23 protein-coding genes are annotated in these 24,493 nt (G+C 71.0%); 11 read left to right on the forward strand and 12 right to left on the reverse strand.

Features of this window, described 5'->3' with window-relative positions; genetic code table 11:
- Positions 1-13 precede the first annotated feature (13 nt).
- From G6039_RS03420 to G6039_RS03445, 6 genes are all read right to left on the reverse strand, one after another.
- Positions 14-1,060, reverse strand: coding sequence for a nucleoside hydrolase (locus G6039_RS03420; RefSeq protein WP_029541357.1), 1,047 nt, complete (start codon positions 1,058-1,060; stop codon positions 14-16).
- A gap of 119 nt (positions 1,061-1,179) precedes the next feature.
- The gene (locus G6039_RS03425) at positions 1,180-1,785 is read right to left on the reverse strand and encodes a TetR family transcriptional regulator (protein WP_006931956.1); all 606 of its coding nucleotides are present in this window, start codon (positions 1,783-1,785) and stop codon (positions 1,180-1,182) included.
- Between the two features lie 94 nt (positions 1,786-1,879).
- Positions 1,880-2,797 (reverse strand): LysR substrate-binding domain-containing protein, encoded by a 918-nt coding sequence (locus G6039_RS03430; protein ID WP_006931958.1) that lies wholly within the window; start codon positions 2,795-2,797, stop codon positions 1,880-1,882.
- A 10-nt stretch (positions 2,798-2,807) separates the two neighbouring features.
- A complete protein-coding gene (gene ahpF, locus G6039_RS03435; RefSeq protein ID WP_029541359.1) occupies positions 2,808-4,397 on the reverse strand; it encodes an alkyl hydroperoxide reductase subunit F in 1,590 nt (529 codons plus the stop codon).
- Between the two features lie 139 nt (positions 4,398-4,536).
- On the reverse strand, positions 4,537-5,100 hold the full coding sequence (gene ahpC, locus G6039_RS03440) for an alkyl hydroperoxide reductase subunit C (RefSeq protein WP_006931963.1): 564 nt from the start codon (positions 5,098-5,100) through the stop codon (positions 4,537-4,539).
- 198 nt (positions 5,101-5,298) lie between these two features.
- Positions 5,299-6,375, reverse strand: coding sequence for an alkene reductase (locus tag G6039_RS03445; RefSeq protein ID WP_029541362.1), 1,077 nt, complete (start codon positions 6,373-6,375; stop codon positions 5,299-5,301).
- 113 nt (positions 6,376-6,488) lie between these two features.
- Here G6039_RS03445 and G6039_RS03450 point away from each other — a divergent pair, with 113 nt between their 5' ends.
- Positions 6,489-7,235, forward strand: a complete 747-nt coding sequence (locus G6039_RS03450) for a Mut7-C RNAse domain-containing protein (RefSeq protein ID WP_006931970.1) — start codon at positions 6,489-6,491, stop codon at positions 7,233-7,235.
- A 24-nt stretch (positions 7,236-7,259) separates the two neighbouring features.
- Here G6039_RS03450 and G6039_RS03455 read toward each other — a convergent pair whose 3' ends face one another.
- Positions 7,260-7,964 carry a GAF and ANTAR domain-containing protein gene (locus G6039_RS03455; protein WP_206530702.1) on the reverse strand — a complete coding sequence of 235 codons (705 nt, stop codon included), beginning with the start codon at positions 7,962-7,964 and terminating at the stop codon, positions 7,260-7,262.
- Positions 7,965-8,166: 202 nt separating this feature from the next.
- On the opposite strand from G6039_RS03455, the gene G6039_RS03460 reads away from it, so the two are divergent.
- A complete protein-coding gene (locus G6039_RS03460) occupies positions 8,167-10,308 on the forward strand; it encodes an NAD(+) synthase (RefSeq protein WP_029541364.1) in 2,142 nt (713 codons plus the stop codon).
- On the opposite strand, the gene G6039_RS03465 is transcribed toward G6039_RS03460, so the two are convergent.
- On the reverse strand, positions 10,279-11,511 hold the full coding sequence (locus G6039_RS03465) for a MalY/PatB family protein (protein ID WP_029541366.1): 1,233 nt from the start codon (positions 11,509-11,511) through the stop codon (positions 10,279-10,281). The genes G6039_RS03460 and G6039_RS03465 overlap by 30 nt on opposite strands.
- 230 nt (positions 11,512-11,741) lie before the next feature.
- On the opposite strand from G6039_RS03465, the gene G6039_RS03470 reads away from it, so the two are divergent.
- Positions 11,742-12,221, forward strand: a complete 480-nt coding sequence (locus tag G6039_RS03470) for a hypothetical protein (protein WP_029541369.1) — start codon at positions 11,742-11,744, stop codon at positions 12,219-12,221.
- 34 nt (positions 12,222-12,255) lie between these two features.
- Here G6039_RS03470 and G6039_RS03475 read toward each other — a convergent pair whose 3' ends face one another.
- Positions 12,256-12,936 (reverse strand): NAD(P)-dependent oxidoreductase, encoded by a 681-nt coding sequence (locus G6039_RS03475; RefSeq protein ID WP_029541371.1) that lies wholly within the window; start codon positions 12,934-12,936, stop codon positions 12,256-12,258.
- Entirely contained in the window at positions 12,933-13,898 is a 966-nt protein-coding gene (locus G6039_RS03480; RefSeq protein WP_206530703.1) for an EamA family transporter, read from the reverse strand. The genes G6039_RS03475 and G6039_RS03480 overlap by 4 nt, the downstream gene beginning before the upstream one ends.
- A gap of 37 nt (positions 13,899-13,935) precedes the next feature.
- Between G6039_RS03480 and G6039_RS03485 the strand changes: the two genes are divergently transcribed.
- Complete coding sequence (locus G6039_RS03485; RefSeq protein WP_029541376.1) at positions 13,936-14,895, forward strand: LysR family transcriptional regulator; 960 nt, start codon at positions 13,936-13,938, stop codon at positions 14,893-14,895.
- On the opposite strand, the gene G6039_RS30955 is transcribed toward G6039_RS03485, so the two are convergent.
- Positions 14,868-17,663: a helix-turn-helix transcriptional regulator gene (locus tag G6039_RS30955; RefSeq protein WP_206530704.1), complete on the reverse strand. Its 2,796-nt coding sequence runs from the start codon at positions 17,661-17,663 to the stop codon at positions 14,868-14,870. The genes G6039_RS03485 and G6039_RS30955 overlap by 28 nt on opposite strands.
- Positions 17,664-17,841: 178 nt before the next feature.
- Here G6039_RS30955 and G6039_RS03495 point away from each other — a divergent pair, with 178 nt between their 5' ends.
- The 3 genes from G6039_RS03495 to G6039_RS03505 all read left to right on the forward strand — a co-directional run bounded on the left by G6039_RS03495 (position 17,842) and on the right by G6039_RS03505 (position 19,784).
- Complete coding sequence (locus G6039_RS03495) at positions 17,842-18,066, forward strand: hypothetical protein (protein WP_139310946.1); 225 nt, start codon at positions 17,842-17,844, stop codon at positions 18,064-18,066.
- A gap of 205 nt (positions 18,067-18,271) precedes the next feature.
- Positions 18,272-19,249 carry an LLM class F420-dependent oxidoreductase gene (locus G6039_RS03500; protein ID WP_029541382.1) on the forward strand — a complete coding sequence of 326 codons (978 nt, stop codon included), beginning with the start codon at positions 18,272-18,274 and terminating at the stop codon, positions 19,247-19,249.
- Between the two features lie 199 nt (positions 19,250-19,448).
- Complete coding sequence (locus G6039_RS03505) at positions 19,449-19,784, forward strand: hypothetical protein (protein WP_029541385.1); 336 nt, start codon at positions 19,449-19,451, stop codon at positions 19,782-19,784.
- A 17-nt stretch (positions 19,785-19,801) separates the two neighbouring features.
- On the opposite strand, the gene G6039_RS03510 is transcribed toward G6039_RS03505, so the two are convergent.
- On the reverse strand, positions 19,802-20,059 hold the full coding sequence (locus G6039_RS03510; RefSeq protein WP_006932002.1) for a hypothetical protein: 258 nt from the start codon (positions 20,057-20,059) through the stop codon (positions 19,802-19,804).
- A 753-nt stretch (positions 20,060-20,812) separates the two neighbouring features.
- On the opposite strand from G6039_RS03510, the gene G6039_RS03515 reads away from it, so the two are divergent.
- From G6039_RS03515 to G6039_RS03530, 4 genes are read left to right on the forward strand one after another with little or no spacing between them, the layout of a single operon-like run.
- Positions 20,813-21,835 carry an ABC transporter substrate-binding protein gene (locus G6039_RS03515; RefSeq protein ID WP_029541389.1) on the forward strand — a complete coding sequence of 341 codons (1,023 nt, stop codon included), beginning with the start codon at positions 20,813-20,815 and terminating at the stop codon, positions 21,833-21,835.
- Positions 21,832-22,947, forward strand: coding sequence for a FecCD family ABC transporter permease (locus G6039_RS03520; protein ID WP_006932005.1), 1,116 nt, complete (start codon positions 21,832-21,834; stop codon positions 22,945-22,947). The genes G6039_RS03515 and G6039_RS03520 overlap by 4 nt, the downstream gene beginning before the upstream one ends.
- Positions 22,944-23,726, forward strand: coding sequence for an ABC transporter ATP-binding protein (locus G6039_RS03525; RefSeq protein WP_029541391.1), 783 nt, complete (start codon positions 22,944-22,946; stop codon positions 23,724-23,726). Before G6039_RS03520 ends, G6039_RS03525 begins: the two co-directional genes overlap by 4 nt.
- Entirely contained in the window at positions 23,719-24,492 is a 774-nt protein-coding gene (locus tag G6039_RS03530) for a (2Fe-2S)-binding protein (RefSeq protein WP_029541393.1), read from the forward strand. Before G6039_RS03525 ends, G6039_RS03530 begins: the two co-directional genes overlap by 8 nt.
- Position 24,493: the final 1 nt, after the last annotated feature.

Consider the following 24,493-nt stretch of genomic DNA (forward strand, 5'->3'; position numbering starts at 1 on the left):
CACAGGCGTTCGGTCAGACGTGCGTCCGGGACAGCGCGGCGAGGTGCGCCCCGACCCGCTCGACGAGGTGGTCGAAGAACAGCGGCGGGTCGGTGGCGACGACGATCTCGGCGTTCGGTTGCCGGCCCCACATGCCGGACCAGTCGGCGACGGTGGTGCCGCGGGTGAGCCGGCCGTCGAGTTCGACGTCGACCGTCGCCGGACGGGTGGTGACGGGCACCGCTCCCAGGGCGACCGCCGCCGCGAACGGATCGTGGACGTGTGCCAGGAAACCCTGATCCTGATCGCGGTGGAATTCCATGTAGAAGCGCAGGGCGTCGGACAGGTACCGCACGACCGGGTGGGACGCCTCCGAGCGCAGTCCGCGCGGATCGTCCGGCGAGAGGATTTCGGCCGGCACGCTCCCCGCGGTCTCGGCGAGCCGTCGCAGGTGTTCGGGTCGCATCGCGATGGACTCGGTGGTGTCGAGCGAGCACACGATCGGCCGACGGCCGGGCTCGACCGCGGAGAACGCGTCGAACACCGCCTTCGCGGCCTCGGGGTCCACCGCGACGTTCCACTCGGAGGTGGGTGTGGTGTTGCCCGGGTAGTTGAACGCCCCGCCCATCACGACCAGACGACGCAACCGGTGGGGGAGTTCCGGGTCGAGCCGGACCGCCAGTGCGAGATTGGTGAGCGGACCGGTGACGAGCCCGACGAGTTCGCCGGGGTGGGCGCGGGTCAGCTCCACCCATGCCTCGGCGGCGCTGCGGCCCGACGGGCCGCGTCCGGGGGCGGGCAGGTCGGCGTAACCGACGCCGCGCGGGCCGTGCGTGTCCTCGGTGGTCATCAGCGGCGCGACGAGCGGGGCCTCGGAGCCGACGGCGACCTCGATGTCCGGCCGGCCGCACACCTGCAGCCACGCCAGGTTGTTCGTGGTGACCTGCTGCACGGGCACGTTCCCCGCGGTGGAGAGCACCGCGACGATCTCCGCGTCCGGACTCGCCAGCAGGTAGAGCAGGGCGAGTGCATCGTCGATGCCGGTGTCGACGTCGGCGACGAGGCGGGTGGGTTCGGGCACCCGCCCATCCTGCAGTACGCGGCCGCGGCCCGGAACGGTCGGGGCGGGCCGGATGGGTGTGGATGCCGACCACACCGCGGACGGACGGCCGATCGCGGCTCGGGCAGTGCGAGTCGGTCTCAGCCGACGATGCGCCGCAACTCCTCGCGGCAGCGGCGGTAGACCTCCACCGGTTCCGCGGCCTCGCCCGCGAGGGCGAGTTCGCCCCAACGCTCCCAGCTCGTGCGCCACACGGCCACGGCCGTCTCGGCGACCAGCAGGATCGTCGCCGGGTCGTAGTGCGGGAGCTGTTCGGTCAGGCGGGCCCGGAGGCGGGACGTGAGGACCTGCTCCTGCGATGCGGCGAGCGCCTGCAGGTCGGGCTCTTTCGCCAGCAGGCGCGCGACGCGCCGGTGTTCCTCCAGGTCGGGGTCGGTCTCCCGGCTCATCACCGCCTCCGCGGCGGCCTCGACGCTTCTCAGGACGGCGGCGGGATCCGGGCCGGAGACCTCCAGGGCGTCGATCACCAGGAGCAGGCGGCGCTGTCCGGGCAGGGCGGCCTGCTCCTTGGAGGTGAAGTACCGGAAGAAGGTGCGGGCCGAGATGCCGACCCGGTCGGAGATCTGCTGGACGGTGGTCTCGCGGACGCCCTGTTCCTCGAACAACTCGAGGGCAGCCCGGTGGATCTCCTGGTGGGTGTCCAGGCGGCGCCGGGTCCGCAGATCGCGGGGGATGTCGACGTTCATGCGGTCCTTCCTCAGCCGGTGTCCTGCGATTATGACCACCTCCGTCGATGCCGGCGTGCGGGCGGCGACCCGGCCGTCGCCTCGGGTTGCCGGCTCAGGAGGGCGGTGTCGTGTCGACCAGGCCGGCGGGGAGCTGGCGGAACATCTCGGCGAGCTGAGGCAGGAAGTCGCGGAAGCCGCTGCTCTTGCGCCAGAACATGCCGATGCGGCGATGCGGGACGGGATCTTCGAAGCGCAGCAGCCGGATGTCCGGCGGCTGGGTGACCGGGGTGGTGACGGCCAGGCGGGGCAACAGTGTCACCCCGACCCCGGCGATCACCATCTGACGCAGGGTCTCCAGGCTCGTCGCCCGGAAGCCGTTGCGTTCGGCGGCTCCGGTCAACCGGCACACCTCGAGGGCTTGGTCCCGCAGGCAGTGACCGTCCTCGAGCAACAGAAGGCTCTCGTCCGCGATCACCGACATAGGGGCAGGTTCGGCCGTGGCGGCCAGCGGATGCGTGGCCGGGACGGCGAGCACGAAGTCCTCGGAGAACAGGTACTCCTGGTGCAGGTGTTCGTCGTTGACCGGGAGCGCCAGCACGGCGACGTCGAGGTCGCCGCCGCGGAGCCGCTCGAGGAGGTCCTCGGTCTTCTCCTCGATCAACAGCAGTTCGAGGTCGGGGAACCTCGCCCGCACCTTCGGCACGACATGGGGGAGCAGGTACGGCGCGAGGGTCGGGAACAGGCCGATGCGGAGCGTGCCCGACTCCGGGTCGGAGGACTGCCGGGCGATCTCGCGAATGTTCGCCGTCTCGCTCAGAATGATCCGGGCCCGCTCCACGATCTGCCGGCCCGCGTCGGTCAGGGTGATCTGACGCGGGCTCCGCTCGACGAGTTCGACGCCGAGTTCCTGTTCGAGCTTGCGGATCTGGGTCGACAGCGTCGGCTGACTGACGTAACAGGCCTCCGCCGCCCGGCCGAAGTGGCGGTGATGCGCCACCGCGGCCAGGTACTCGAGATCACGCAGGTTCACGAGGGACGAACTATCGGACGACCGCGGCGACCGAGTCCTCGGCCGGGGCGCTGGTGCGGATGAGATGGTCGAACGCGCCGAGCGCTGCCGTCGCTCCGGCGCCGGCGGCGATGATGATCTGCTTGTATGGCACCGTGGTGCAGTCGCCGGCGGCGAACACGCCGGGCACCGAGGTCTGGCCGCGGTCGTCGACGACGATCTCGCCGCGCGGCGACAGCTCGACCGTCCCGGTGAGCCACTCGGTGTTGGGCAGCAGGCCGATCTGGACGAAGATGCCCTCCAGGTCGAGCCTGTGCGCGGTCTCGGTGGTGCGGTCCCGGTAGGTCAGGCCGGTGACCTTGTGGCCGTCGCCGAGGACCTCGGTGGTCAGCGCGCTGACGACGATGTCGACGTTCGGCAGGCTGCGCAGCTTGCGCTGCAGCACCTCGTCGGCGCGCAGCGCCGAGTCGAACTCGAGGAGCGTGACGTGCGCGACGACGCCGGCGAGATCGATCGCGGCCTCGACGCCGGAGTTGCCGCCGCCGATCACGGCGACGCGCTTGCCCTTGAACAGCGGTCCGTCGCAGTGCGGGCAGTAGGTCACGCCCTTGTTCCGGTACTCGGTCTCGCCGGGCACGTTCATCGAACGCCACCGTGCACCCGTGGACAGGATCACGCTGCGGGCGAGCAGGGAGGCGCCGCTCTCGAGCTCGACCTCGACGAGGCCGCCCTCGGTCGCAGGCACGAGCTTCGCCGCGCGCTGCACGTTCATGATGTCGACGTCGTACTGGCGGACGTGGTTGTCGAGTGCGGCGCCGAGCTTGGGGCCTTCGGTGTAGGGCACGGAGACGAAATTCTCGATCGCCATCGTGTCGAGCACCTGGCCGCCGAAGCGCTCGGCGACGACACCGGTGCGAATGCCCTTGCGGGCGGCGTAGATCGCGGCCGCGGCACCGGCCGGGCCGCCGCCGACGACGAGCACGTCGAACGGGTCCTTCTCGTCGATCGCGGCCGCCGCCCGGTCCGCGGCGCCGGTGTCGAGCTTGCCGATGATCTGCTCGAGGCTCATGCGGCCCGAGTCGAACAGCTCGCCGTTGAGGTACACCGTCGGCACGGCCATCACCTGACGTCCGTCGACCTCGTCCTGGAACAGGGCGCCGTCGATCGCGACGTGCTTGATGCGCGGGTTGAGCACGCACATCAGGTTCAGGGCCTGCACGACGTCGGGACAGTTCTGGCAGGACAACGAGAAGTAGGTCTCGAAGTGCAGCTCGCCGTCCAGGTCTCGCACCTGTTGCTGCAGCTCCTCGGGCTCCTTCGACGGGTAACCGCCGACCTGGAGCAGTGCAAGCGCGAGCGAGGTGAACTCGTGGCCCAGCGGGATGCCGGCGAAGCGGACCTCGATGTCGGTGCCGACGCGGCGCACCGCGAAGGACGGGCGACGCGCGTCGTCGTCGCGACGCTCGTAGGTGACCTTGTCCGACATCGCCGCGATCTCGGTGAGCAGTTCGGCGAGTTCGGCGGACTTGGGTCCGTCGTCGAGGGAGGACACGAGCTCGATCGGCAGGGTCAGCCGCTCGAGGAGGGACTTCAGTTGGCCGGCAAGCGAGGCTTCGAGCATAGGGATCTACTCCATCGACGGGGCGGAACGGTGATCGGGCGAAGGGAACTGCGCCGGGCGGTTCGGCGCTCCGGGGGTGGCGCGGGGTCCGGCGGACCGGACCCCGCGCCGCACTACCGGGGTGTCGAATCCGGGTGCGTCAGATCTTGCCCACGAGGTCCAGCGACGGGGCGAGGGTGTCGTCGCCCTCTTCCCACTTGGCCGGGCAGACCTCGCCCGGGTGCGACCGGACGTACTGGGCGGCCTTGACCTTGCGGACGAGTTCGGCGGCGTTGCGGCCGATGCCCTCCGCGGTGATCTCGGTGAACTGGATGATGCCGTCCGGGTCGACGAGGAAGGTGCCGCGGTCGGCCAGGCCCTCGTTCTCACGCAGCACCTCGAAGTTGGTGCTGATCTGCAGGGTCGGGTCGCCGATCATGGCGTACTTGATCTTGCCGATGGTCTCGGACGAGTCGTGCCACGCCTTGTGCGTGAAGTGGGTGTCGGTGGAGACCGAGAAGACCTCGACGCCGAGCTTCTGCAGCTCCTCGTAGTGGTCGGCCAGGTCGCCGAGCTCCGTCGGGCAGACGAAGGTGAAGTCGGCCGGGTAGAAGAAGAAGATCGCCCACTTGCCCTTGATGTCCTCGTCGGACACGGAGACGAAGCCGCCCTCCTGGTAGGCGGTCGCGGAGAAGGGCTTGATCTGCTTGTTGATCAGGGCCACGTTGAACCTCTGTTCGGTCGATATGGGTTTCTGACGTTGTGAACACTAACGACTTTCGATAGATAATGCCAATCGACCGGTCTGATTCGATTGATAGTCTGCATCTATCGGTATGATTGGTCGCGCCCGTCACCGCACCATGAAGACGGCGAGAGTTGTTCTCTCCGCTGCCGAGCGGGGCCGGCGCAGCCCTGAGGCTCAGCCCGCCTGCAGGAACGGGTAGTCGGTGTAGCCCTCGGCGCCCGGCGAGTAGAACAACGCCGGCCGCAGCTCGTTCTCCGGGTGCTCGCCGTGCCAGCGCTCGACCAGATCGGGATTGGCGATGAGCGCCCGGCCCACCGCCACGGCGTCGGCATGGGCGGCCTCGATCAGCTGCACCGCCTCCGCACGGGTGGTCGGCGACGCGAAGCCGCTGTTGGCGATCAGCCTGCCGCCGAAACGCCGGCGCAGCTCCTGCACCAACTCACCGGCCGGGTCCGCGTGCAGCACGGACAGGTAGGCCAGATTCAGCGGGCGCACCTGCTCGAGCAGGGCGCCGTAGGTGGCCAGGACGTCGTCCCGGTCGGTTTCGTAGGCGTCCTGGATGTTGTGCTCCGGCGAGATCCGCAGCCCGACCCGGCCGGCGCCGATGGCCGATGCCACCGCCGTGACCACCTCCACGACGAAACGGGCCCGGTTCTGCGGCGAACCGCCGTACTCGTCGGCGCGCTGATTGGCGGCCGGGGAGAGGAATTCGTGCAGCAGGTAGCCGTTGGCGCTGTGGATCTCCACGCCGTCCAGCCCGGCCTCGATCGCCCGGCGGGCCGCGGCGACGAAGTCCCCGATGATCGCCCGCGCCTCCTCCGTGGTCAGCGCGTGCGGCACCGGGTACGGCTGCTTGCCCTTCTCCGTGTGCCCCACACCGTCGATCGCGATCGCGCTCGGGGCGACGACCCGCCGGCCGCCGTTCACGTCGGGGTGCGTGACCCGGCCGCCGTGCATCACCTGCAGCACGATGCGGCCGCCGCGGTCGTGCACCGCCTCGGCCACCCGCCGCCAGCCGGCCACCTGCTCGCCGGTGACGATCCCCGGCTGGCCGACGAAGGCCTGCGATTCGTGGTTCACATAGGTGCCCTCGGCGATGATCAGCCCGGCACTCGCCCGCTGCCGGTAGTGCTCGACCACCAGGTCTCCGGGGACGCCGGAGGCGCCGGACCGCAGCCGGGTCAGTGGGGCCATGACAACGCGATTGGCGAGTTCGAGGTCTCCGAGGGTGACAGGTGTAAACAAATCCATGTCGGGCGCAACCGGGCTGGCGTACCCGCGATTCCCGAACGTGACCGACTGCGACCGGCGTCACGCCCGCCGCGGCGGTTGTGCCGGGTCATGCTGCGCGCGAAGATGGTCCGATGACCGGCCACGTCGAGGTCCGGGCGTACGCCGAGCTGAACGACTTCGTGGCGCCCGAGTCGCGGGGCATCGCGGTGCGGCGGCCGTTCCGTGCCCATCAGACGGTCAAGGACGTCGTCGAGGCGATGGGCATACCGCACACCGAGGTCGATCTGATCGTGGTCGACGGCGAGCCGGTGGATTTCGCGTACCGGCCGCACTCGGGCGCCCGCATAGCGGTCTATCCCTTGTTCGAGGCGCTCGACATCGAGCCGATCACCCGGCTGCGCCCGGTTCCCCTGCGTGACCCCCGGTTCGTGGTCGACGTCAACCTGGGCCGGCTGGCGCGCCTGCTCCGGTTGCTGGGGTTCGACGTGATCTGGACGTCCGACATGGACGACGCGGAGCTGGCGAGGATCGGGCGTGCGGATCAGCGGATCCTGCTGACCCGCGACCGGGGACTGCTCGAGCGCCGGGAGATCACCCACGGGCTGTTCGTGCACGCCGACCGCCCGCTCGAGCAGATCGTCGAGGTCGTCCGCCGGCTCGATCTCGCGGCGCGGTTCGCCCCGCTCACCCGGTGCCTGCGCTGCAACGGCCGGCTCGACCCGGTGCCCAAGGACGAGGTCCTCGATCGGCTCGAGCCGCTCACCCGCCGCTTCTACGACGAGTTCTCCCGGTGCACGGACTGCGGCCGCATCTACTGGGCCGGCTCGCATCACGGGAAGCTGGTCGCCCTCGTCCGGGAGATCGCGGCGGAGGTCTGACGTCTTCAGATGCGCACCTCGACGTCAGATGCGCAACCCGACGTCGACGATCGCCTGCGCGACGGCGCGCACCGGCGCCTGATGGCGGCGCGCGTAGGCGCGGATCAGCTCGAACGCCGCGGCCGGCGTGACGCCGCGGGCCTGGGCGGTGATGCCCTTGGCCTGCTCGACGACGATGCGGGTGTCGAGCGCGGTCTGCAGTTGCGCGGAGAGCTGCTCCTGCTGGCGCAGCTTGTCCGAGTTGACGATGTAGCCGGTGGCCATGTCGGCGAACACCTGCGCGGCGGCGAGCTCGTCGTCGGCCCATTCCCGGGGCTCGCGGCAGTAGAGGTCCAGGGCGCCGACCTTGACCTCGCCGAGCTGCATCGGGACACCGGCGACGGCGGCGATCTCCCGCCGTCGCGCCTCGGCGGCGAACTCCGGCCACAGATCGTCGCGGCGGCGCACATCGGAGACGGCGATGGTCTCGCCATGGGCGAAGGCGTGCGCGCACGGTCCGGCGGCGAATCGCTCCTGGCACCGCTCCATCGCTTCGATCTGTTCGCCGGCGGCGGTGACGAACCGGAGCCGGCCGTCGATGTGCAGAGTCACTCCCGCTCCCGACAGCTCGAGCACGGTGGTCACCTTGCGGACGACTGCGTCGAGGGCGGCGTCGACCTCGTACGGGGTGAGGAGGCGCTGCGCGAACTTCGACAGCGCAGCGACGAATTCCCTGTGCCGGTAGGCCATCACCACCCCCTGTGCCGCGCGGACGGGCCCAGTTTCCGTCGTCTGTACCGGAGTGTTCCCCGAAACGCCGAGATAATGCCGCGAAAGTCCGGATCCGGCCCGCTCCACGTCGCCGAGTGGCGTCGAGCGGCCGGATCCCTAGGATTCGATCACGCGATCCGGGCGCCGCGAGGGCGCGGACGACGGAGAAGGAGGCAGCGCGATGACCGACGAAGCCGGCGCTCGGGACGTCCCCGTCCCCGCGGCGAGACCCGAGTTCCGGTCCAGCTACCACCACGGCTTCCTGCGGGTCGCGGCCTGCGCGACGCCGACGACGATCGTCGATCCGGCGGCCAACGCGGCGGCGGTGCTGCGGGCCGCCCGGGTCTGCCATGACGACGGGGCCGGGCTGGCGGTGTTTCCCGAGATGACGTTGACCGGGTACTCGGTCGAGGACCTGTCGATGCAGGACACCGTGCTGGAGGCGGCCGAGCGGGCGCTGGCGGAGATCGTCGCCGGCTCGGCCGGCCTGCTGCCCGTCCTGCTGGTGGGCCTGCCGCTGCGGCATCGGCACCGGATCTACAACGCCGTCGCGGTCGTGCACCGCGGCCGGGTCCTGGGGGTCGCCCCCAAGTCGTATCTGCCGACGTATCGGGAGTTCTACGAGCGCCGGCAGATCGCGCCGGGGGACGATGCGAGCGGCACGGTCCGGGTCGCCGGTCACGACGCACCGTTCGGTCCCGATCTGCTGTTCGAGGCCACCGACGTTCCCGGTCTGGTGCTCCACGTGGAGATCTGCGAGGACATGTGGGTCCCCATCCCGCCCAGCGCGGAGGCCGCCCTGGCCGGCGCGACGGTGCTGGCGAACCTGTCGGGCAGCCCGATCACCGTCGGCCGCGCCGAGGACCGTCACCTGCTGGCTCGCTCGGCGTCGTCGCGGTGCCTGGCCGCCTACGTGTACTGCGCGGCGGGATCGGGGGAGTCCACCACCGACCTGTCCTGGGACGGGCAGGCGATGGTGTACGAGAACGGGATGCTGCTCGCCGAGACCGAGCGGTTCCCGCGCGGCGAACAGCACGCGGTGGCCGACGTCGACCTCGAACTGCTGCGCAACGAGCGCACCCGCATGGGCACCTTCGACGACAATCGGCGTCATCACGCGGCCCGCCTCGACGCGTTCCGCCGTATCGCGTTCACCCTCGCGCCTCCGCTCACCGACATCGGGTTGCGGCGCCGGGTGGAGCGATACCCCTTCGTGCCGTCCGATCCGGCCCGCCTCGAGCACGACTGCTACGAGGCGTACAACATCCAGGTCGCCGGGCTCGAGCAGCGCCTGCGTGCGCTGAGTGGTCCGACGCGGGGCGGTCCGAAGGTCGTGATCGGCGTGTCGGGCGGACTGGACTCCACGCACGCGCTCATCGTCGCCGTCAAGGCGATGGACCGCCTCGGCCGTCCGCGCGAGGACGTGCTCGCCTTCACCCTCCCGGGGTTCGCGACGAGCGACCGGACCCGGGAGAACGCCCGCCGGCTGTGCCACTCGCTCGGGGTGACGCTCGAGGAAATCGACATCACCCGTGCCGCGCGCGTGATGCTGGAGGACCTGGGTCACCCGTTTGCGCGCGGCGAGCGGGTCTACGACATCACGTTCGAGAACATCCAGGCCGGGCTGCGCACCGACTATCTGTTCCGGGCCGCGAACCAGCGCGGCGGCCTGGTGCTCGGGACGGGCGACCTGTCGGAGATCGCGCTGGGCTGGTCCACGTACGGCGTCGGGGACCAGATGTCGCACTACAACGTCAACGCCGGGGTGCCGAAGACGCTCATCCAGCATCTGATCCGCTGGGTCGTCTCGTCCGGGCAATTCGACGACGAGGTCGGCGCCACCCTCGAGGCCGTGCTGGGCACCGAGATCAGTCCCGAGCTCGTCCCCGTCGAGGAGGGGGAGACGCCGCAGAGCACCCAGGCCACGATCGGTCCCTACGACCTGCACGACTTCTTCCTGTTCCAGGTGCTGCGCTTCGGGTTCCGGCCGTCGAAGATCGCCTACCTCGCATGGCAGGCCTGGCACGAGGCCGGCGCCGGGGAGTGGCCGTCCGGCCATCCCGGGCACGCCCGCCGCGAGTACGACCTGCCCGAGATCCGGCGGTGGCTGGGTGTGTTCGTCCAGCGGTTCTTCGCCTTCAGCCAGTTCAAGCGGTCCGCGATGCCGAACGGGCCGAAGGTCGCCGCCGGGGGGTCCCTCTCACCGCGCGGGGACTGGCGTGCGCCCTCCGACGCGTCCGCGCGCATCTGGCTCGACGAACTCGATCGGGAGGTGCCGGAGGACCGGGGCGGATCAGGTTCCGAGGAACTCCGTCAGCGGTGAGACGGCTCGTCGCCCGCGCATCGCCGCCGAGATGCCGTCGAGGATGTGCTCGAGGACAGCCGCCGACGTGGCGAAGTTGATCCGCACGAATCCCGCTGCCGCGCTTCCGAAGGGTCTGCCGCCGTCGACCAGCACCCGGCCGAGGTCCCGGATCCGGCGGATCGGATCGTCGACGGGTGCGGCCGAGACATCGACCCAGCTGAGGTAGGTGGCTTCCGGCAGATGGTGGCGGGCTTCCGGCAGGTGCTCGCGCAGGACCGTGTCGACACGTCGCCGGTTGCGGTCGAGCACTCGGAGCAGCGTGTCCTGCCAGCTCTGGCAGCGTTGCCATGCGGCCAGTGTGCCGAGCACCGCCGGGGTCGATACGGTTCCGTACAGGTCGGGCGGTTCGCCGTCCCGCACGGCGAGCAACTGCTTCGACCCGTAGTGCGCGACGGCGCAGCGCAGTCCGGCGATGTTGAAGGCCTTTCCGGCCGACGTGACGGTGATCGTCCGAGCTGCCGCCTCCGGACTGATCGACGCGAACGGGATGTGCCGGTGCGGCGCGTAGATCAGCTCCGCATGAATCTCGTCGCTGACGACAAGAAGGTCGAACTCGACGGCCAGTTCGGCGATGCGGGTGAGTTCGGAACGGGTGTGGACGCGTCCGGTCGGGTTGTGCGGATCGACCAGGACGAGCACTTTCGGGCGCTCGGCGGCGAGCGACGCCCTGAGCGTCTCGAAGTCGAGCCGCCACCCGTCCTGTGTGTCGGCGAACGGGAATTCGACCGTCCTGCGGCCCATGGCCGCGATGGTGGCGAGGAACGGCGGGTAGTTCGGAGTCTGGATCACGACGGCGTCGCCGCGCTCGGTGTGCAGGTGCAGGATCAGTTGCAGGGCCTGGATGAGATCGGTCTGCTCCCGGACGTCGGCGGGGTCGACCGTCCATCCGTATCGGGACTGCATCCGCCGGGCGAACTCCGCACGCAGCGGGGTACCGCCGAGCCAATCGGGGTAGCCGAGTTCTCCCGACCGGGCCGACTCGCACAGCGCGTCCCGGATCTCGGGGGCGATCGGGAAGTCCATGTCGGCCACCCAGGCCGGCAGGGCGCCCGCGCGGACGGCACGTGCCCACTTGACCCCGGTGCGACGGACGAGATCGCCGATCTCGATATCGTCGAATCCGGGATACCGGGCCTCCGATGCCGGAGGCAATCCGGTCATCGGACGGTCCCGGAACGGGGGTCCCCCGAGCAGTCCATGCAGTGAGTGTGCCCGTGCCGTGTACCGGACGGAAGCGAACCCGAAATCCGATCCGCCTTCGTCCGCAGCTGCCCGTGGACTCCGCGAGTGGTCGATCGACGTTCGAAAGCGCCTGCCTGCCGTGCCCGTCGCGCAGCACCTGGCACGGGGTGTGGTTGACGGCGCCTGCGTGATGGGTGGAGCCTGACGACATGGCGAGGCGGTTGCCGGAGTGGGAGTTGCTGGTACCCGGGGAGGGGCCGTATGTCGGCACGATCCGGATCGAGGACGAGGCGGGGCGGCCGGTGCCGATCGCCGGCGGGGTTGCGGTGGGAGCGTGCGCGTGGCGGGCGAAGTGTCTGCATTGTGACTGGCTGGGCAGCACGGCGGTGCGGGTCGGTTCGGGCGAGGCGTTGCGTCCGGGGCGCCTGACGCGGGAAAAGCTCGAGGAGGAGTGGGTGCGCCACATCTATCGGGTGTCGGCGAAGGCGGCAGTGCTCGATGCGCTCGAGCAGCTCGACCGGTTGGCGGCCGAACAGCAGGCCCTGACCGAAGTGGTGGACGAGGGGGTACGGCGCCTGCGCGCCGAGGGTGCCTCGTGGGCGCAGGTGGGGGAGCTGGTGGGGATGACGCGTCAGTCGGCGTGGGAGCACTGGGCGGACTCGTCGGCGGCGCGCCGGCACCGCCGATGACGGTTGAAGAGTGCGCGCGCCGTAATCGGGGCTGTCAGCCCCTCCTGACCCCTGACGTTGATGTGGCGGCGTGAACAGTGGAGTTCTGCGCAACGGTGAAGTGCCGGTCGGTGCCGGGGCGCTCGATTTCGTCCAGGGCGGCCACGGCGAGGTCCTCGGCGGTGATGCGGGAGGTGCCGTCCGGCTCGGTGAGCAGGGTGGTGGTTCCCCGGCAGTACGTGCCGGTGCGGGTACCGGGTTCGAGGATCGCGGGCGGGCTGAGGTAGGTCCAGCGGTGGTTCGGGTGCTGGACGCAGGTGCGGAGTTGGGTGGCGCTGGCGTCGGCGATCGCTCGCCATTCGATCGGCACATAGTTCGGATCGTCGATGACCAACAGGTCGCCCTTGTGCGGTGAGCGTAAGGGCCCGGCCCCGCCGATGACGAGTAGACGGGCGCCGGCCCGGCCTGCCGCGTCCAGGACTGCGGTGGTCAGCGGTGCGATCGTCTGCTCCTGGCCGGGAGCGGCACGGACGGCAAGGATCGCGGCGTGGGCGTCGGCGAGTGCGGCCTCGAGTTGCCCTGGTGCGCCGGCATCGACGGCGAGGGGAGTGACGGCGGGGTCCGGGTGTGTGCCGGGGTGCCGGGCGGCAGCGGTGACGCGGTGCCCGCGGGCGGTGGCTTCGGTGACGAGGCGCGAGCCGACCATGCCGGTGGCGCCGATGACGGTGATGTTCACGACGGGAGTCCTTTCCTCGTACGGGGACGAGGGATGACCTGTCCGGCGCCCAGCGCTGCGAGGGCGAACGCGAAGCCGACAAGTTGGAGTGCGCTGAGGGTTTCTCCTGCCACGACGACGCCGAGGACGGCGGCCACGAGTGGGGAGAGCAGTCCGAGCAGAGCCGTCGCGGTGACCGGCAGGGTGCGCAGGCCGTTGAACCAGAGGGAATAGGCAAGAAGCCCGCCGACGATGCCGAGCCAGAGGTAGCCCGCCACGGCGGGGGCGCCGATTCGGCTGGGAATCCCCTCGAACAACAGCGTCGGGGCCAGCAGCACCAGGCCTCCGGCGGTGAGCTGCCAACCTGCGAAGCCGATCGCGCTGACTTCCTCGGGCCGGCCCCACCGTTTGGTGAGAACGACGCCGGTTCCCATCGCAGCGGCACCGGCCAGACCGGCGATGATGCCGACGGGGTCGAACATCGCTCCGGGGCCCAGCACCACCAGCCCCACCCCGATCACGCCGACGACGCCCCAGCCCAGGCGCCAGAGCGAGAGGCGTTCGGACAGAACGATCACGGCGAGGACGGCGACGAGGATCGGCTGGGTCGCCCCGAGAGTGGCGGCCACTCCGCCGGGCAGTCGTTCCGCGGCGAGGAACAGCAGCGGGAAGAACAGGCCGATGTTCAAGGCGCCCAGCACCGCGGCCTTCCACCACCATGCCCCGCGCGGAAGCGTGCGGGAGAGCAGGAGGCCGAGCGCACCTGCGGGCAGAGCGCGCATGAGCGCGGCGAACAGGGGGTGGTCAGGCGGCAGCAGTTCGGTGGTGACGAGGTAGGTCGTGCCCCACACCACCGGGGCCACAGCGGTCGCCGCGGTGAGCGCCGCACGATTCGTCACCGGGCCGGGCGACGTGGGCGGAGAAGTGGTCGTCGTAGTCACCCCACCACTGTCGTGCCCTTTCGGTTGATGAGTCCAACACATGCTTTTCATCACAACGATCGCGATGCACGATAGATGGATGGAGTTGCAGCAACTGAGGTATGTGCTCGCCGTGGCAGAGAAGAGGAACTTCACCCGAGCGGCCGAGCAGTGCTTCGTCGTCCAATCGGCGCTCAGTCACCAGATCAAGGCGCTCGAACAAGAGCTGGGCGTGCCGCTGTTCGCCCGGACCAGCCGTCGGGTCGAGCTCACTGATGCCGGGGCGGCGTTCCTGCCCGCGGCGCGGGCGAGTCTGGAGGCCGCCGAGCGTGCCGCCGCCGACGCGGCAGCGACCGTAGGGCAGATCCGTGGCCCGTTGACGATCGGTGTCATCCCCACCGTGACCGCCATCGACATTCCCGCTGCGCTGGGCGAATTCCACCGCGCTCACCCGGCGGTGAGCATCGCGCTTCGAAACGGCGGCAGCGACGAACTCGTGACCGCGATCCGCGCGGGCGAGGTCGACATCGCCGTGCTGGGCCTGCCTGACGCGACCACCCCTCACCGTGTCCGGTTCATCGAGTTGGCCCGCGAACGTCTCGTTGCCGTTCTCGCCGCTGATCATCGACTGTCGGGACGGCGCCGCCTGCGCCTACGCGATCTGGCAGACGAGACCTTCGCGGATTTTCCCGCCGGGACGCAGGGGCGCGCACAGAGCGACCGGGCCTTCGATGCTGCCGAACTCCGGCGCGAGGTGACCTTCGAATCGATGTCTACCGATCTGATCCTCGACCTCGTGAAACAGGGCCTCGCCGTCGCACTGCTGCCCCCCGCCTTCGTCCCCTCGAACCCGAACCTGGTCCAGGTGCCCGTCAGCGACGGGCCGACCCGAGTCGAATACCTCGCCTGGAGCGACTTCGACCCCGCGCCCGCCGCGGTGGCATTCCTGGACGCATTGCACTCTCAGATGGCATCGAATCGACTGAAATCCCAACCTATTCCGATGCGACCATCGTCCTGGGAGTCGGATGCTCAGGCGAGGACGTTGTCGCGCAGGTAGTTCGCCAGCTGGGTGCGGGACCGGATGCCGAGCTTCCGGTACAGCCGTCCCAGATGCATTTCGATGGTCTTGACGCTGAGGAAGAGCTGCTCGGCGATCTCACGGTTGGTGCCGCCGCGGGCGGCGAGCCGGGCCACCTGGAGTTCCTGCGGGGTGAGCCGGTGCCCCGCGGCAGCGGCGGGCGCGTCGACCGGCCGGCCGACGGCGCCCAGTTCCGTCGCGGCCTGCGCGGCCCACGTGCGGGCCCCGATGTGCCGGAACGCGTCGAACGCCACCTCCAGATGCTTGCGGGCGTCGCGCCGGCGCCCGGCGCGGCGCAACCGTTCGCCGTAGCACAGCGCGGTCCGGGCGGTGTCGAACGGGGACGGCGAGCGTGCGTGCAGTTGCAGGGCTTTGGTGAACCAGGTGTCGTACTCCGCGTCGTCGCCGATCAGTGCCCGGCCGCGGCAGATCAGGGCTCCGAGCGCATCGGGCAGCGCGAGTTCCGTGAGCAGCCGCAACTGTTCGCGAACCGCGTCCGGCACGTCGCGTCCTGATCGGACGTACGCTTCGATCAGGTCTGCGGACGACGCTCGCGCGACGAGGAGACCGTCCGCGTACCCGGACGGTCGCCGGTTGGCCTCCTCCAGATGGTCGACGGCACGGTCGGGTCGATTCAGGCTCAGTTCCAGCAGCCCGAGTCCGTCCAGGGCGTCGCGATGCATCTCGCCCAGACGGGTCCTCTCGCGGATCCGCAACGAGTCGGCGGCGTGCGCCCGGCAGGCCTGTTCGTCACCGAGTTGCGCCTCGAGTTCCGCCAGGCATCCGAGCGCCGCGCAGAGCGCGAGCAAATCACCTGTGCGGGTGGCGAGTTCGACGGCCTCGGTGGCCGCGCAACGACCGGAGTGCAGGCGTCCGAGGCGGCTGTCGGCCAGCGCCGTGACGTACAGCGCCAGGGGCAACTGCCCCCAGGCGCCCTCGGCCCGGAGCCGGTGGACCAGCGGGTCGAGCACCTGCCGCGGATCGCCGTCCTCCCCGTGCCAGGCCACCGCGCCCAGCTCCGCGAACAGGACCCATTCGACGTCGGCGTCGGCGCCCCACCGCGCGAGCGCCGCCGCATCCTGCAGCCAGCGCATCCCGTCGGAGGGGTTGCCGGACAACGACAACGCGCTACCGATGACGAGCGAGCCGAGGAGCGTCGTGTCGGTGTCCCGGGGCGGCGCCGACCGGATCGCCCGGCGAGCGAGCCGCAGTGCCCCCTCGGGCTCGCCGGCGACGAGTGCTCCCTCGGCCGCCATGGCCAACAGGTGGGCGCCTCGCGCCGGGTCTCGTCGACCGATGTCCGCGGCGCCCGTCTCCCACACCCGGCGTGCGATACACGCTGCGCCGGTGTGGAGTTCGACCCGTCCGCGGACGCCGGCGCTGGCGGCCCGCAGGGCCGGATCGGTGGTGTGGTCGTCGGATCGGTCCAGCAGCCGCAGCGCGGTCGTGCCGCGGCCCGCGCGCCGGGCCGCGTCGGCCGCCGCGCAGAGACGCCGGGCCGTACCCGCCTCGTCGGCGGAGAACGCGGCAGCCTGCTCCATGACGACCGCGGCGGCCGCGTACCCGCGCCGTTCCGACGTCAGCCGCGCGGACTGCTCCAGTTCCCGGGCGGTGCCCTCGTCCGGGGCGAGGGTGGCTTCGGTCAGGTGCCACGCACGTCGGTCCTGCTGCGCCGGATCGGTGAGCATCTCGGCCACTGCGCGGTGCAGCGACCGCCGCCGCGTCGGCGGGAGATCGGATACCGCGGCGCTGCGGATCAACGGATGCGGAAAGGACAACCGGCCGCCCGCGAACGACGTCAACCCGGTGTCCTCGAGCGTTCCCAGGGCACCGCCGGCGATCCCCAGGTGCGCCAGGACGGCGGACACCACGGGCAACCCGTCGTCGGCCGCCACCGCCGCGACCTGGAGGGCTCGGCGTGTCGCGTCGTCGAGCGTGGCGATGCGCGCACCGAAGATGCGGGTCGCGGCCGACCCGGCGCGTACCGGGAGGCGCAGCGGACGGGTTCCGGTGAGTTCGTCGCACGAGAGAGTGCCCGCCAGCTCCAGCAGCGCCGACGGGTTGCCCCCCACCTGTGCGGCCGCCGCCGCCACCACGTCGTCCGGCGGGCGCCGGCCCAGGAGGGCGGCCAGCAGCTGACCGGCCGCCTCGTCGCCGAGACCCCGCACCACCGACGTCTCGACGCCGGCCGGACCCTGCGGCTCGCGGGTGGCGACCAGAATCCCGATCCGCTCGGTGGTGAGCCGCCGAGCGGCGAAGGCGACGGCGTCCAGGGTCGGCCGGTCCAGCCACTGCGCATCGTCGATCACTACCAGCAGTGCCGCGCTGCGTGCGGCCGCTGTCAAAATCCGGAAGAATCCGGCGTAGATCGCGAATCGGTCCTCCGGCCCGGGAATTTCGCGCGCGGTGGAGCCGCACAACGGGCGCACCCTGGGCAGCGACGCGATGGGCCCCGGCACCGGCGCCAGCAGGCGTTCGAGCGCCGCGAAGGGGATCGGGGCCTCGGCTTCCGCACCCGTCACCGACAGCACCCCGAGTCCGGAGGCATGCTCGCGGGCGTAGTCGAGGAGGGCGGTCTTGCCGATTCCCGCTTCCCCGCTCAGCACCACTGCTCCACCCGCTCCCTGCCGGAGTGCGGCAAGCAGCCGATCGATGCGTGCGCATTCCGGTCCCCGCCCGAACAGCACAGCTTCACCGTAGCCCCCGGGTGGGGGCCGGCGCCCTCTTCTCAACCGAAATGGAAGCATCGGGGCCGGCCTCGACCGAAACGAGACCCGTCGGTACGTGGCCATGCCCGAGTCGTCGCGATGCAGGGTTTTCCCCGTCGCCCGGCGTCGGGTTCGTCGGCGATGCTGATATACAGCCGATCCATTTCCGTGCCGTGGGCGCGTATCGGTCGCGGCACGCGACGCGAGGAGAAACACCATGAGCAGGACTACGTTTCGCGCGGCGGTAGCGGCGACCGCCATGGCCCCCATGATCGCCCTCGGCACCGGTGCCGCGACAGCGGCCCCCGCCATCCCCACCGCGCCTGCCCCGATCGCGGAATCCGTCCAGCCGGCGGTCCTCGGCCCGTTCGGTGTCGTGTGCGTTCCGTTGCTCTTCGTTCCGGTCGTCGGAGTGCCGCTGTTCGTGGTCTGCCTCGTCTGACACCGGGTCGACCCCTCGTTGCGGCGAGCCGGCCCGGCCGGCCCGCCGCAACGAGACACCCGTACCTGCCGAGATGCGCAGCCGGCATCTCGGCGGCCCCTCCCTACCGTGACGGTCGTGTACCGAGGCGACCGGTGGGTATCCCGAAGGACGGATCGCCGGCATCGGCGGGGCGCCCGGCACGGACCACGGGAGGAAACGAACAGTGACCGACTTCGGCTACACCATGCTCTGCGAGCAGTCCCGGCCGGACCACCTCGTCCGCGACGTGCAGATGGCGGAGAAGGCCGGCTTCGACTTCTCGGTGATCAGTGACCACTACAACCCGTGGCTGGAGGAACAGGGGCATTCCGGCTACGCGTGGTCCATCCTTGGTGCCGCTGCCCAGGCCACCGAGCAGATCCCGCTCATGACCTACGTGACCTGCCCGATCCTGCGGTACCACCCGGCGGTGGTGGCGCAGAAGGCGGCGACGATGCAGATCCTGTCCGGGGGCCGGTTCCGCCTCGGCCTGGGCGCGGGCGAGAACCTCAACGAACACGTCGTCGGCAAGGGCTGGCCCGCGGTGGGCACCCGTCACGAGATGCTCGCCGAGGCCGTGGAGATCATTTCGGCGCTGTTCGACGGCGGCAACGTGAACTTCCGCGGCGACTACTTCGACGTCGAGTCCGCGCACCTGTACGACCTGCCCGAGACCCGGGTGCCGATCGGCATCGCCGTGTCCGGTTCGCAGTCGTGCGCCCTCGCCGGGGAGAAGGCCGACCTGATGGTGGCGACCGAACCCGAGCCGGAGCTGACCCGGATGTTCGACGAGGCCGGGGGAGCGGGCAAACCGCGAGTCGGGCAGATCGCCGTCTCCTACGACACCGACCGCGACGCGGCGGTGCAGCGGGCGCACGAGCAGTTCCGGTGGTTCGGCCTCGGCTGGAAGGTCAGCCCGGACCTGCCCGCGCCGTCCTCGTTCGCGGCGGCCACCCGGTTCGTGACGCCCGAGCAGGTCGGGGCGCAACTTCCGTGCGGCGACGACATCGACGAGTACGTGGACAAGATCCGGCCGTTCGTCGACGCGGGATTCACGGAGGTCGCCCTCGTCCAGATCGGAGGTGACCGGCAGGGGCCGTTCATCCGGTGGGCCGAACAGGAACTGCTGCCGGCGCTGCGCAGCCTGTTGCCGGGCTCATGAAGCGCAGCCTGTTGCCGGGCTCATGAAGCGCAGCCTGTTGCCGGGCTCATGAAGCGCAGCCTGTTGCCGGGCTCGTGAAACGCCGCGCGCTCGCGGCGCGATGGTCTCGGTAGTAGTCAGTTTCGCTGACGCCGCAGATCTCGGACCCGCATGCTCCCGCGAGCGCACCCGACGGTCGCCGGCGTCGAAGGGTGCCGAGATGAACGTCGAACCGCGGATGGCCGGGTTGCGCCAATGGCGCACCGATCGCCTCGAGGATCTCGTGGCCCAGCTCGAACGCACGACCGATCCCGCGCTGCCCTGCTTCGCCCGCGACGTCGCGCGCACCGAGCTGGCGCTGCGCCGGGAGGGCGGAACGGTGGACTGGGTGTGCCGTGTCAGGGCACAGCCGAGGTCCGACGGTCGTTCCGTGCTGCTGACCCTGGCGTTGCCCACGACGCTGTCGGAGCCGGAGGTGCGCGACGCGGCTCTGGTCCGCGCCCGCGAACTGTTCGGGTCCGACGTCGTCGTCGACAGCGTGCAGTTCGGCGACTGAGGGGTTCGCCGAGCCGGTCAGGGTCCGAGCCGGACGGCCGAGACCAGGCCGGACACCGTGGCGACGGTACCGACCGCCACGAAGCCGGTCACCATGGTGGCGACGGCCCCCGCGGAGACGACCGTGCCGAGGACGGTGCCCACGCGGGGACGCAGGCCGGAGGCCGGACGGATCGGGGCCGGCTCCTCGAGGCGTATCGAGTGGGGCGCCGCCGGAATCGTCGCGGCCGGCAGAGCGAAGAGGGGGTCGGGTCGGTGGGCGATGTTCTCGGACATATCAGTGTTTCCCCGTCCGTCGTTGACACCTTGTGCCTCCAGTGTCGCGGCGGCGGGTCTCCGGCAGATGGCCGCATTTTGAACTCTGGGTTTCGTGGAGTCGGCGTCGTCGGTCCCGGTTCCGGGGCACCGCGGGCGAGGCAGCGGCGTGGCAGTACGGTGATCCGCCCGAGTGTGCCGGCCCGCACGCGCCCGGATGCCGGTCACCGCCCCCTGCGCGGTGACCGGCCCGCCGGTCCGCCGCATCACCCGACGTTCCGGCGCGTTGCCCCTCGGAAGAGGGGCCGGTGGCGACGCCCCGGCCGCACGAGGGCGCAGTCCGTTCGACAGCCACCATCAATCGGAACGCACCGGGGATCGCCGCGGTTCCGGAGCCGAGGTCGCGAACGGGGTGAAAGTGAGGGTGAAAACCGGGGGAGGGCGGCGGACGATGGAACGGCGCTCCGGGTGGCCGTCCCGACGGACCCGCGCACCGGTGGCCGACCCTGCGATGCGAGCCGGCCGCCGACATGCATAATGGCCGCAGCGTTGCTGACGCCCGTGCAGGGAAAGTCCGGTCCGAGTCCGGCGCTGACCCGCAACGGTAGGCCGTCCATCCGACGGTGAGCCCGATCGCCTGCACGGGGGTGCGCGACTCCGGTATTTCGTCGTGGTCTACGAGATGGAGTCCAGCAGGGTAGCCGGTGCCCGCTGTCCGGGGTCGCTGCCGTGCCGGAGTCTGCCTCGTGCCACCTGAGCAGAGCACGAGGTCCCATGCCCGTCGACTTCCGCCGTCCCGTGCGAGACGCCGCCGCGGTTCTCGCCGCCCTGACCGTCGCCACCGCGGCCCTGTCGGGTTGCTCGCGGGGCGCAGACACCGGCGCCACCCCGCCGGCCGCGGCCTTCGGCGAACCGGTGACGATCACCAACTGCGGACGCACCGCGACCTACGACGCGCCCCCGCAGCGGATCGTGTCGATGAACGACCACGTCACCGAAACCCTGATCCAGATGGGCGTGGGGGATCGCATCGTCGGTATGGGCTACGGCGAGAAGGACGACCCGCTGCCCGAGACGGCCGAGCAGTTCCGGGCGATTCCGTCGCTGGCTGCCGAGTACCCCACGTACGAGCAGATCCGCGACCTCGACCCGGATCTGGTCGTCGGCGGGATGCGCAGCGCATTCGACGACAAGACCGGACGCGGGCGGGACGCACTCGAGCAGGCGGGTATCCGCACGTTCCTGTTCTCCGAGTACTGCGGTGCCGGCTTCTCCGATATCGCGTTGCTGAAGAACGACTTCGCCCAACTCGGCGCCCTCCTCGGTACCGAGGAACAGGCCGCGGCCCTGACCGAATCGATTACCGCGGAACTCGACGCGGTACGCGCCCGCCTGGAGCAGGCCGCCGTCGCGCCGGTGCGCACCTTCTTCTACGACTCGGGCGAAGCCGAGCCGCTCTCGGTCGGCGGCGTGGGCATCGGCAACCTCATCGCCGAATACGCCGGCGCCGACAACATCACCGCCGAAGGCCCGAAACCGTACTTCACCACCGGCTGGGAGGTCGTCGGCGAGCGCGCACCCGAGGCGATCGTCGTACTCGACTACGGCGCGACCAGCGCGGAGGACAAGATCGCCTATCTGAAGAACCAGCCGATCGTGGCCACCACGCCCGCCGTGCGCAACGATCGTTTCGTCGTCGTGCCGCTCGACGACTTCTTCGAGAGCTCGCGCATGGTCGACTCGGTCGCGACGATCGCCCGCGGACTGCACCCGGCCGCGTTCACGGATCCGGAATGACCCCCGCCGGTACCCTGGCCGACGCATCGGCGCCGCACGCCGGCGCCGCGGCGCCGGCCGCGCGGGGACGGGACGGGGGCGCGGCGCGTCGTTCGCTGTGGCTGATCCTGCCGCCGCTGCTCGCCGCACTCGTGCTGGCGCTGGCGGGCGCCGTGTCGCTGGGCACGGTGAACATCCCCTTCGGCGACGTGTGGGCGATCGTCGCGCACCGCCTCGCACCGGGGGCCTTCACGCCGTGGTGGACCGCGGCGCGGGAAGCGATCGTCGTCGAATCACGCCTGCCCCGGGCGTTGACGGCCGCCGTCGTCGGTGCCGCGCTCGCGATCGCCGGGGTGGTGGCGCAGGCGGTGACCCGCAACCCGCTGGCCGACCCCTACCTGTTGGGCGTGTCCTCCGGTGCCGGGTTCGGGGTGGTGCTGGTGACGGTCCTGGGTGTCGGCAGCGGCGCACTCGGAGCGTTCACCCTGCCGTTCGCGGCCTTCCTCGGAGCCCTGTTTCCGCTCGCCGGCGCGATCGCGGTGAGTCTGCGCGCCCATGCCGTCACCGCGATCGTCCTCGTCGGCGTGGCGATGTCGATGGTGTTCTCTGCGGCGACCACCTTCACCCTGCTGGTCCTGGGTGACGACCGTCAGATCGGTACGGTGATGCGTTGGCTGGCAGGAGGATTCGGGGATGCGACGTGGTCGATGCTCGCCGCGCCGGCGCTGGTCCTGCTCACCGTCGGCGGCGGCGTCCTGCTGTGCGGCCGGCAGCTGAACCTGCTGCTCGTCGGCGACGACGGGGCGACCGCCCTGGGAATGGACGTGCGGCGGTTCCGCATCCTGATCCTGCTGGCGGTCTCTCTGCTCACCGCCGCGGCGGTGGCCGTCTCGGGGACCGTCGGATTCATCGGACTGCTGATCCCGCACATCGCCGGCCATCTCGTCGGCCGCAACACCGTCCGGCTGATACCCGTGGCGGCGGTGGCCGGGGCGCTCGCGCTGGTCCTGGCCGACATGGTCGCCCGTTCGGTCAGCGGCTCGACCGAGCTGCCGGTGGGGGTCGTCACCGGTCTGCTCGGTGCGCCCGCCTTCCTCGTCATGCTGTGGCGCAGCTACGGGCGGGCACGATGACCCGCCTGCGCGCCACCGGGGTCCGCGCGCGGCTGGGCGAACGCACCGTACTCGACGGGGTGGACCTCGACGTGGCCCCGGGCCGGGTGCTCGCCCTCGTCGGGCCCAACGGCAGCGGCAAGACGACCCTGCTGCGCGCCTGTTACCGCGCGGTGCGGGTCGGGGCCGGCGCGATCACCGTCGGCGACGAGGACGTCACGGACCTGAAGCGCCGCACGCTCGCGCGCCTCGTCGGGGTCGGCGTCCAGGAGCCGGTCTCGCTCGGTGGGACGACCGTGCGCGAATCGGTGCAGCTGGGACGCACCGCCCGGCGGGGATGGCTCGAACCGTTCGGTGACGACGACCGGGTGGTCGTCGAGGATGTGCTCGGCCGGCTCGGGCTGCTGCACCTCGCCGATCGCGACGTGCTCGCCCTGTCCGGTGGGGAACGCCAGCGTGTGTCCATAGCCCGGGCCCTGGCCCAGCAACCCCGCGTGCTCCTGCTCGACGAGCCGACGAATCATCTCGACCTGCGCCACCAGCTGACCGTGCTGGAGTTGCTGCGCAGCCTCGCCGCGGACGGGCTCGCCGTGCTGGTGACGCTGCACGACCTGCGGCTGGCGGCCGCGTACTGCGATCGCATGGCGGTACTGGACCACGGATCGGTGGTCGCTGCGGGAACCCCGGAAGACGTCCTGCATCCCGCCGTGCTGGCGGGGGTCTTCGGAGTTCGTGGCCGGGTGGCTGTGGACGGCGACGGACGACGCACGCTCGAGGTCTGGGGGCTCGCCGATGCCTGACGGGCACGCCGACGCCGCGGCGCGTGCCTACGCCGCGGCCCGAACCCTGCTCGGCGACTTCGCGCACACCGTCGACCTCGGGACCGCCGTCCTTCCGGGCACGGTGACGACCGATCCGCAGTGGCTGGCCGGACGGGTATCCGACACCGGCCGCAGGTGGGACTGCAGCGACCCTCGGGTCAACGGCACGCTCTGGTGGTACTCGGCCAGTTCAACCCTGGTGGCCGGACCCGTCGCGATGCTCCTGGCCACCGGCCACGCTCCCGATCCCGACCCGGCCCGGTTGCGCTGCGTGCTGCGGGAGGACGGCTACCTCGGCGCGGTGCGTTCCTCGCGCCTGCTGCCCGGGCCCGATGCCTTTGCGCGCGCTCTCGTGCCGGCGCTGTCGGCGATCATCGCGCCGCTCGCGCGGGTGTCGGGTGCGCCGGAGCGGGCGTTGTGGGCCGTCGCGTCCGACTCGATCGCCAACCGTGCCCTCGACGCCGGGCGTGCCGCCCACCGCGTCGACGACGGGTGCACCCTCGCCGCCGCGCTGTCGCGGCCGCCGCTGCTGCCACCGCGTTTCGTCGACGTCGATCCCACCGGGAGCGTCACGGCGGCAGCTCCCGGATCGCCGGAGCCGGCGGACGGGCGACGCTTCGTGCGACGCAGCTCCTGCTGCCTGATCTACCGGGCGACCGACAGCGGCAAGTGCACGAGCTGCCCGCGCCGGTCACCGGCCGACCGCGCCGCGGCGCTGGGGCGGTACGTCGCCGCGCAGGAGTAGC

Source organism: Rhodococcus aetherivorans (assembly GCF_011058165.1).
Lineage (GTDB): Bacteria > Actinomycetota > Actinomycetes > Mycobacteriales > Mycobacteriaceae > Rhodococcus > Rhodococcus aetherivorans.

What these genes read in the sequence shown, in the direction of transcription:
- G6039_RS03470 (WP_029541369.1), top strand. Translation starts at nt 11,742, where the DNA reads ATGGCGAGGCGGTTGCCGGAGTGGGAGTTGCTGGTACCCGGGGAGGGG.
- G6039_RS03465 (WP_029541366.1), bottom strand. Translation starts at nt 11,511, where the DNA reads ATGACCGGATTGCCTCCGGCATCGGAGGCCCGGTATCCCGGATTCGAC.
- G6039_RS30955 (WP_206530704.1), bottom strand. Translation starts at nt 17,663, where the DNA reads ATGCTTCCATTTCGGTTGAGAAGAGGGCGCCGGCCCCCACCCGGGGGC.
- G6039_RS03425 (WP_006931956.1), bottom strand. Translation starts at nt 1,785, where the DNA reads ATGAACGTCGACATCCCCCGCGATCTGCGGACCCGGCGCCGCCTGGAC.
- G6039_RS03495 (WP_139310946.1), top strand. Translation starts at nt 17,842, where the DNA reads ATGAGCAGGACTACGTTTCGCGCGGCGGTAGCGGCGACCGCCATGGCC.
- G6039_RS03445 (WP_029541362.1), bottom strand. Translation starts at nt 6,375, where the DNA reads ATGGATTTGTTTACACCTGTCACCCTCGGAGACCTCGAACTCGCCAAT.
- G6039_RS03455 (WP_206530702.1), bottom strand. Translation starts at nt 7,964, where the DNA reads ATGGCCTACCGGCACAGGGAATTCGTCGCTGCGCTGTCGAAGTTCGCG.
- G6039_RS03505 (WP_029541385.1), top strand. Translation starts at nt 19,449, where the DNA reads ATGAACGTCGAACCGCGGATGGCCGGGTTGCGCCAATGGCGCACCGAT.
- G6039_RS03530 (WP_029541393.1), top strand. Translation starts at nt 23,719, where the DNA reads ATGCCTGACGGGCACGCCGACGCCGCGGCGCGTGCCTACGCCGCGGCC.
- G6039_RS03525 (WP_029541391.1), top strand. Translation starts at nt 22,944, where the DNA reads ATGACCCGCCTGCGCGCCACCGGGGTCCGCGCGCGGCTGGGCGAACGC.
- G6039_RS03450 (WP_006931970.1), top strand. Translation starts at nt 6,489, where the DNA reads ATGACCGGCCACGTCGAGGTCCGGGCGTACGCCGAGCTGAACGACTTC.
- G6039_RS03520 (WP_006932005.1), top strand. Translation starts at nt 21,832, where the DNA reads ATGACCCCCGCCGGTACCCTGGCCGACGCATCGGCGCCGCACGCCGGC.
- G6039_RS03510 (WP_006932002.1), bottom strand. Translation starts at nt 20,059, where the DNA reads ATGTCCGAGAACATCGCCCACCGACCCGACCCCCTCTTCGCTCTGCCG.
- G6039_RS03460 (WP_029541364.1), top strand. Translation starts at nt 8,167, where the DNA reads ATGACCGACGAAGCCGGCGCTCGGGACGTCCCCGTCCCCGCGGCGAGA.
- ahpF (WP_029541359.1), bottom strand. Translation starts at nt 4,397, where the DNA reads ATGCTCGAAGCCTCGCTTGCCGGCCAACTGAAGTCCCTCCTCGAGCGG.
- G6039_RS03515 (WP_029541389.1), top strand. Translation starts at nt 20,813, where the DNA reads ATGCCCGTCGACTTCCGCCGTCCCGTGCGAGACGCCGCCGCGGTTCTC.
- G6039_RS03480 (WP_206530703.1), bottom strand. Translation starts at nt 13,898, where the DNA reads ATGTGTTGGACTCATCAACCGAAAGGGCACGACAGTGGTGGGGTGACT.
- G6039_RS03485 (WP_029541376.1), top strand. Translation starts at nt 13,936, where the DNA reads ATGGAGTTGCAGCAACTGAGGTATGTGCTCGCCGTGGCAGAGAAGAGG.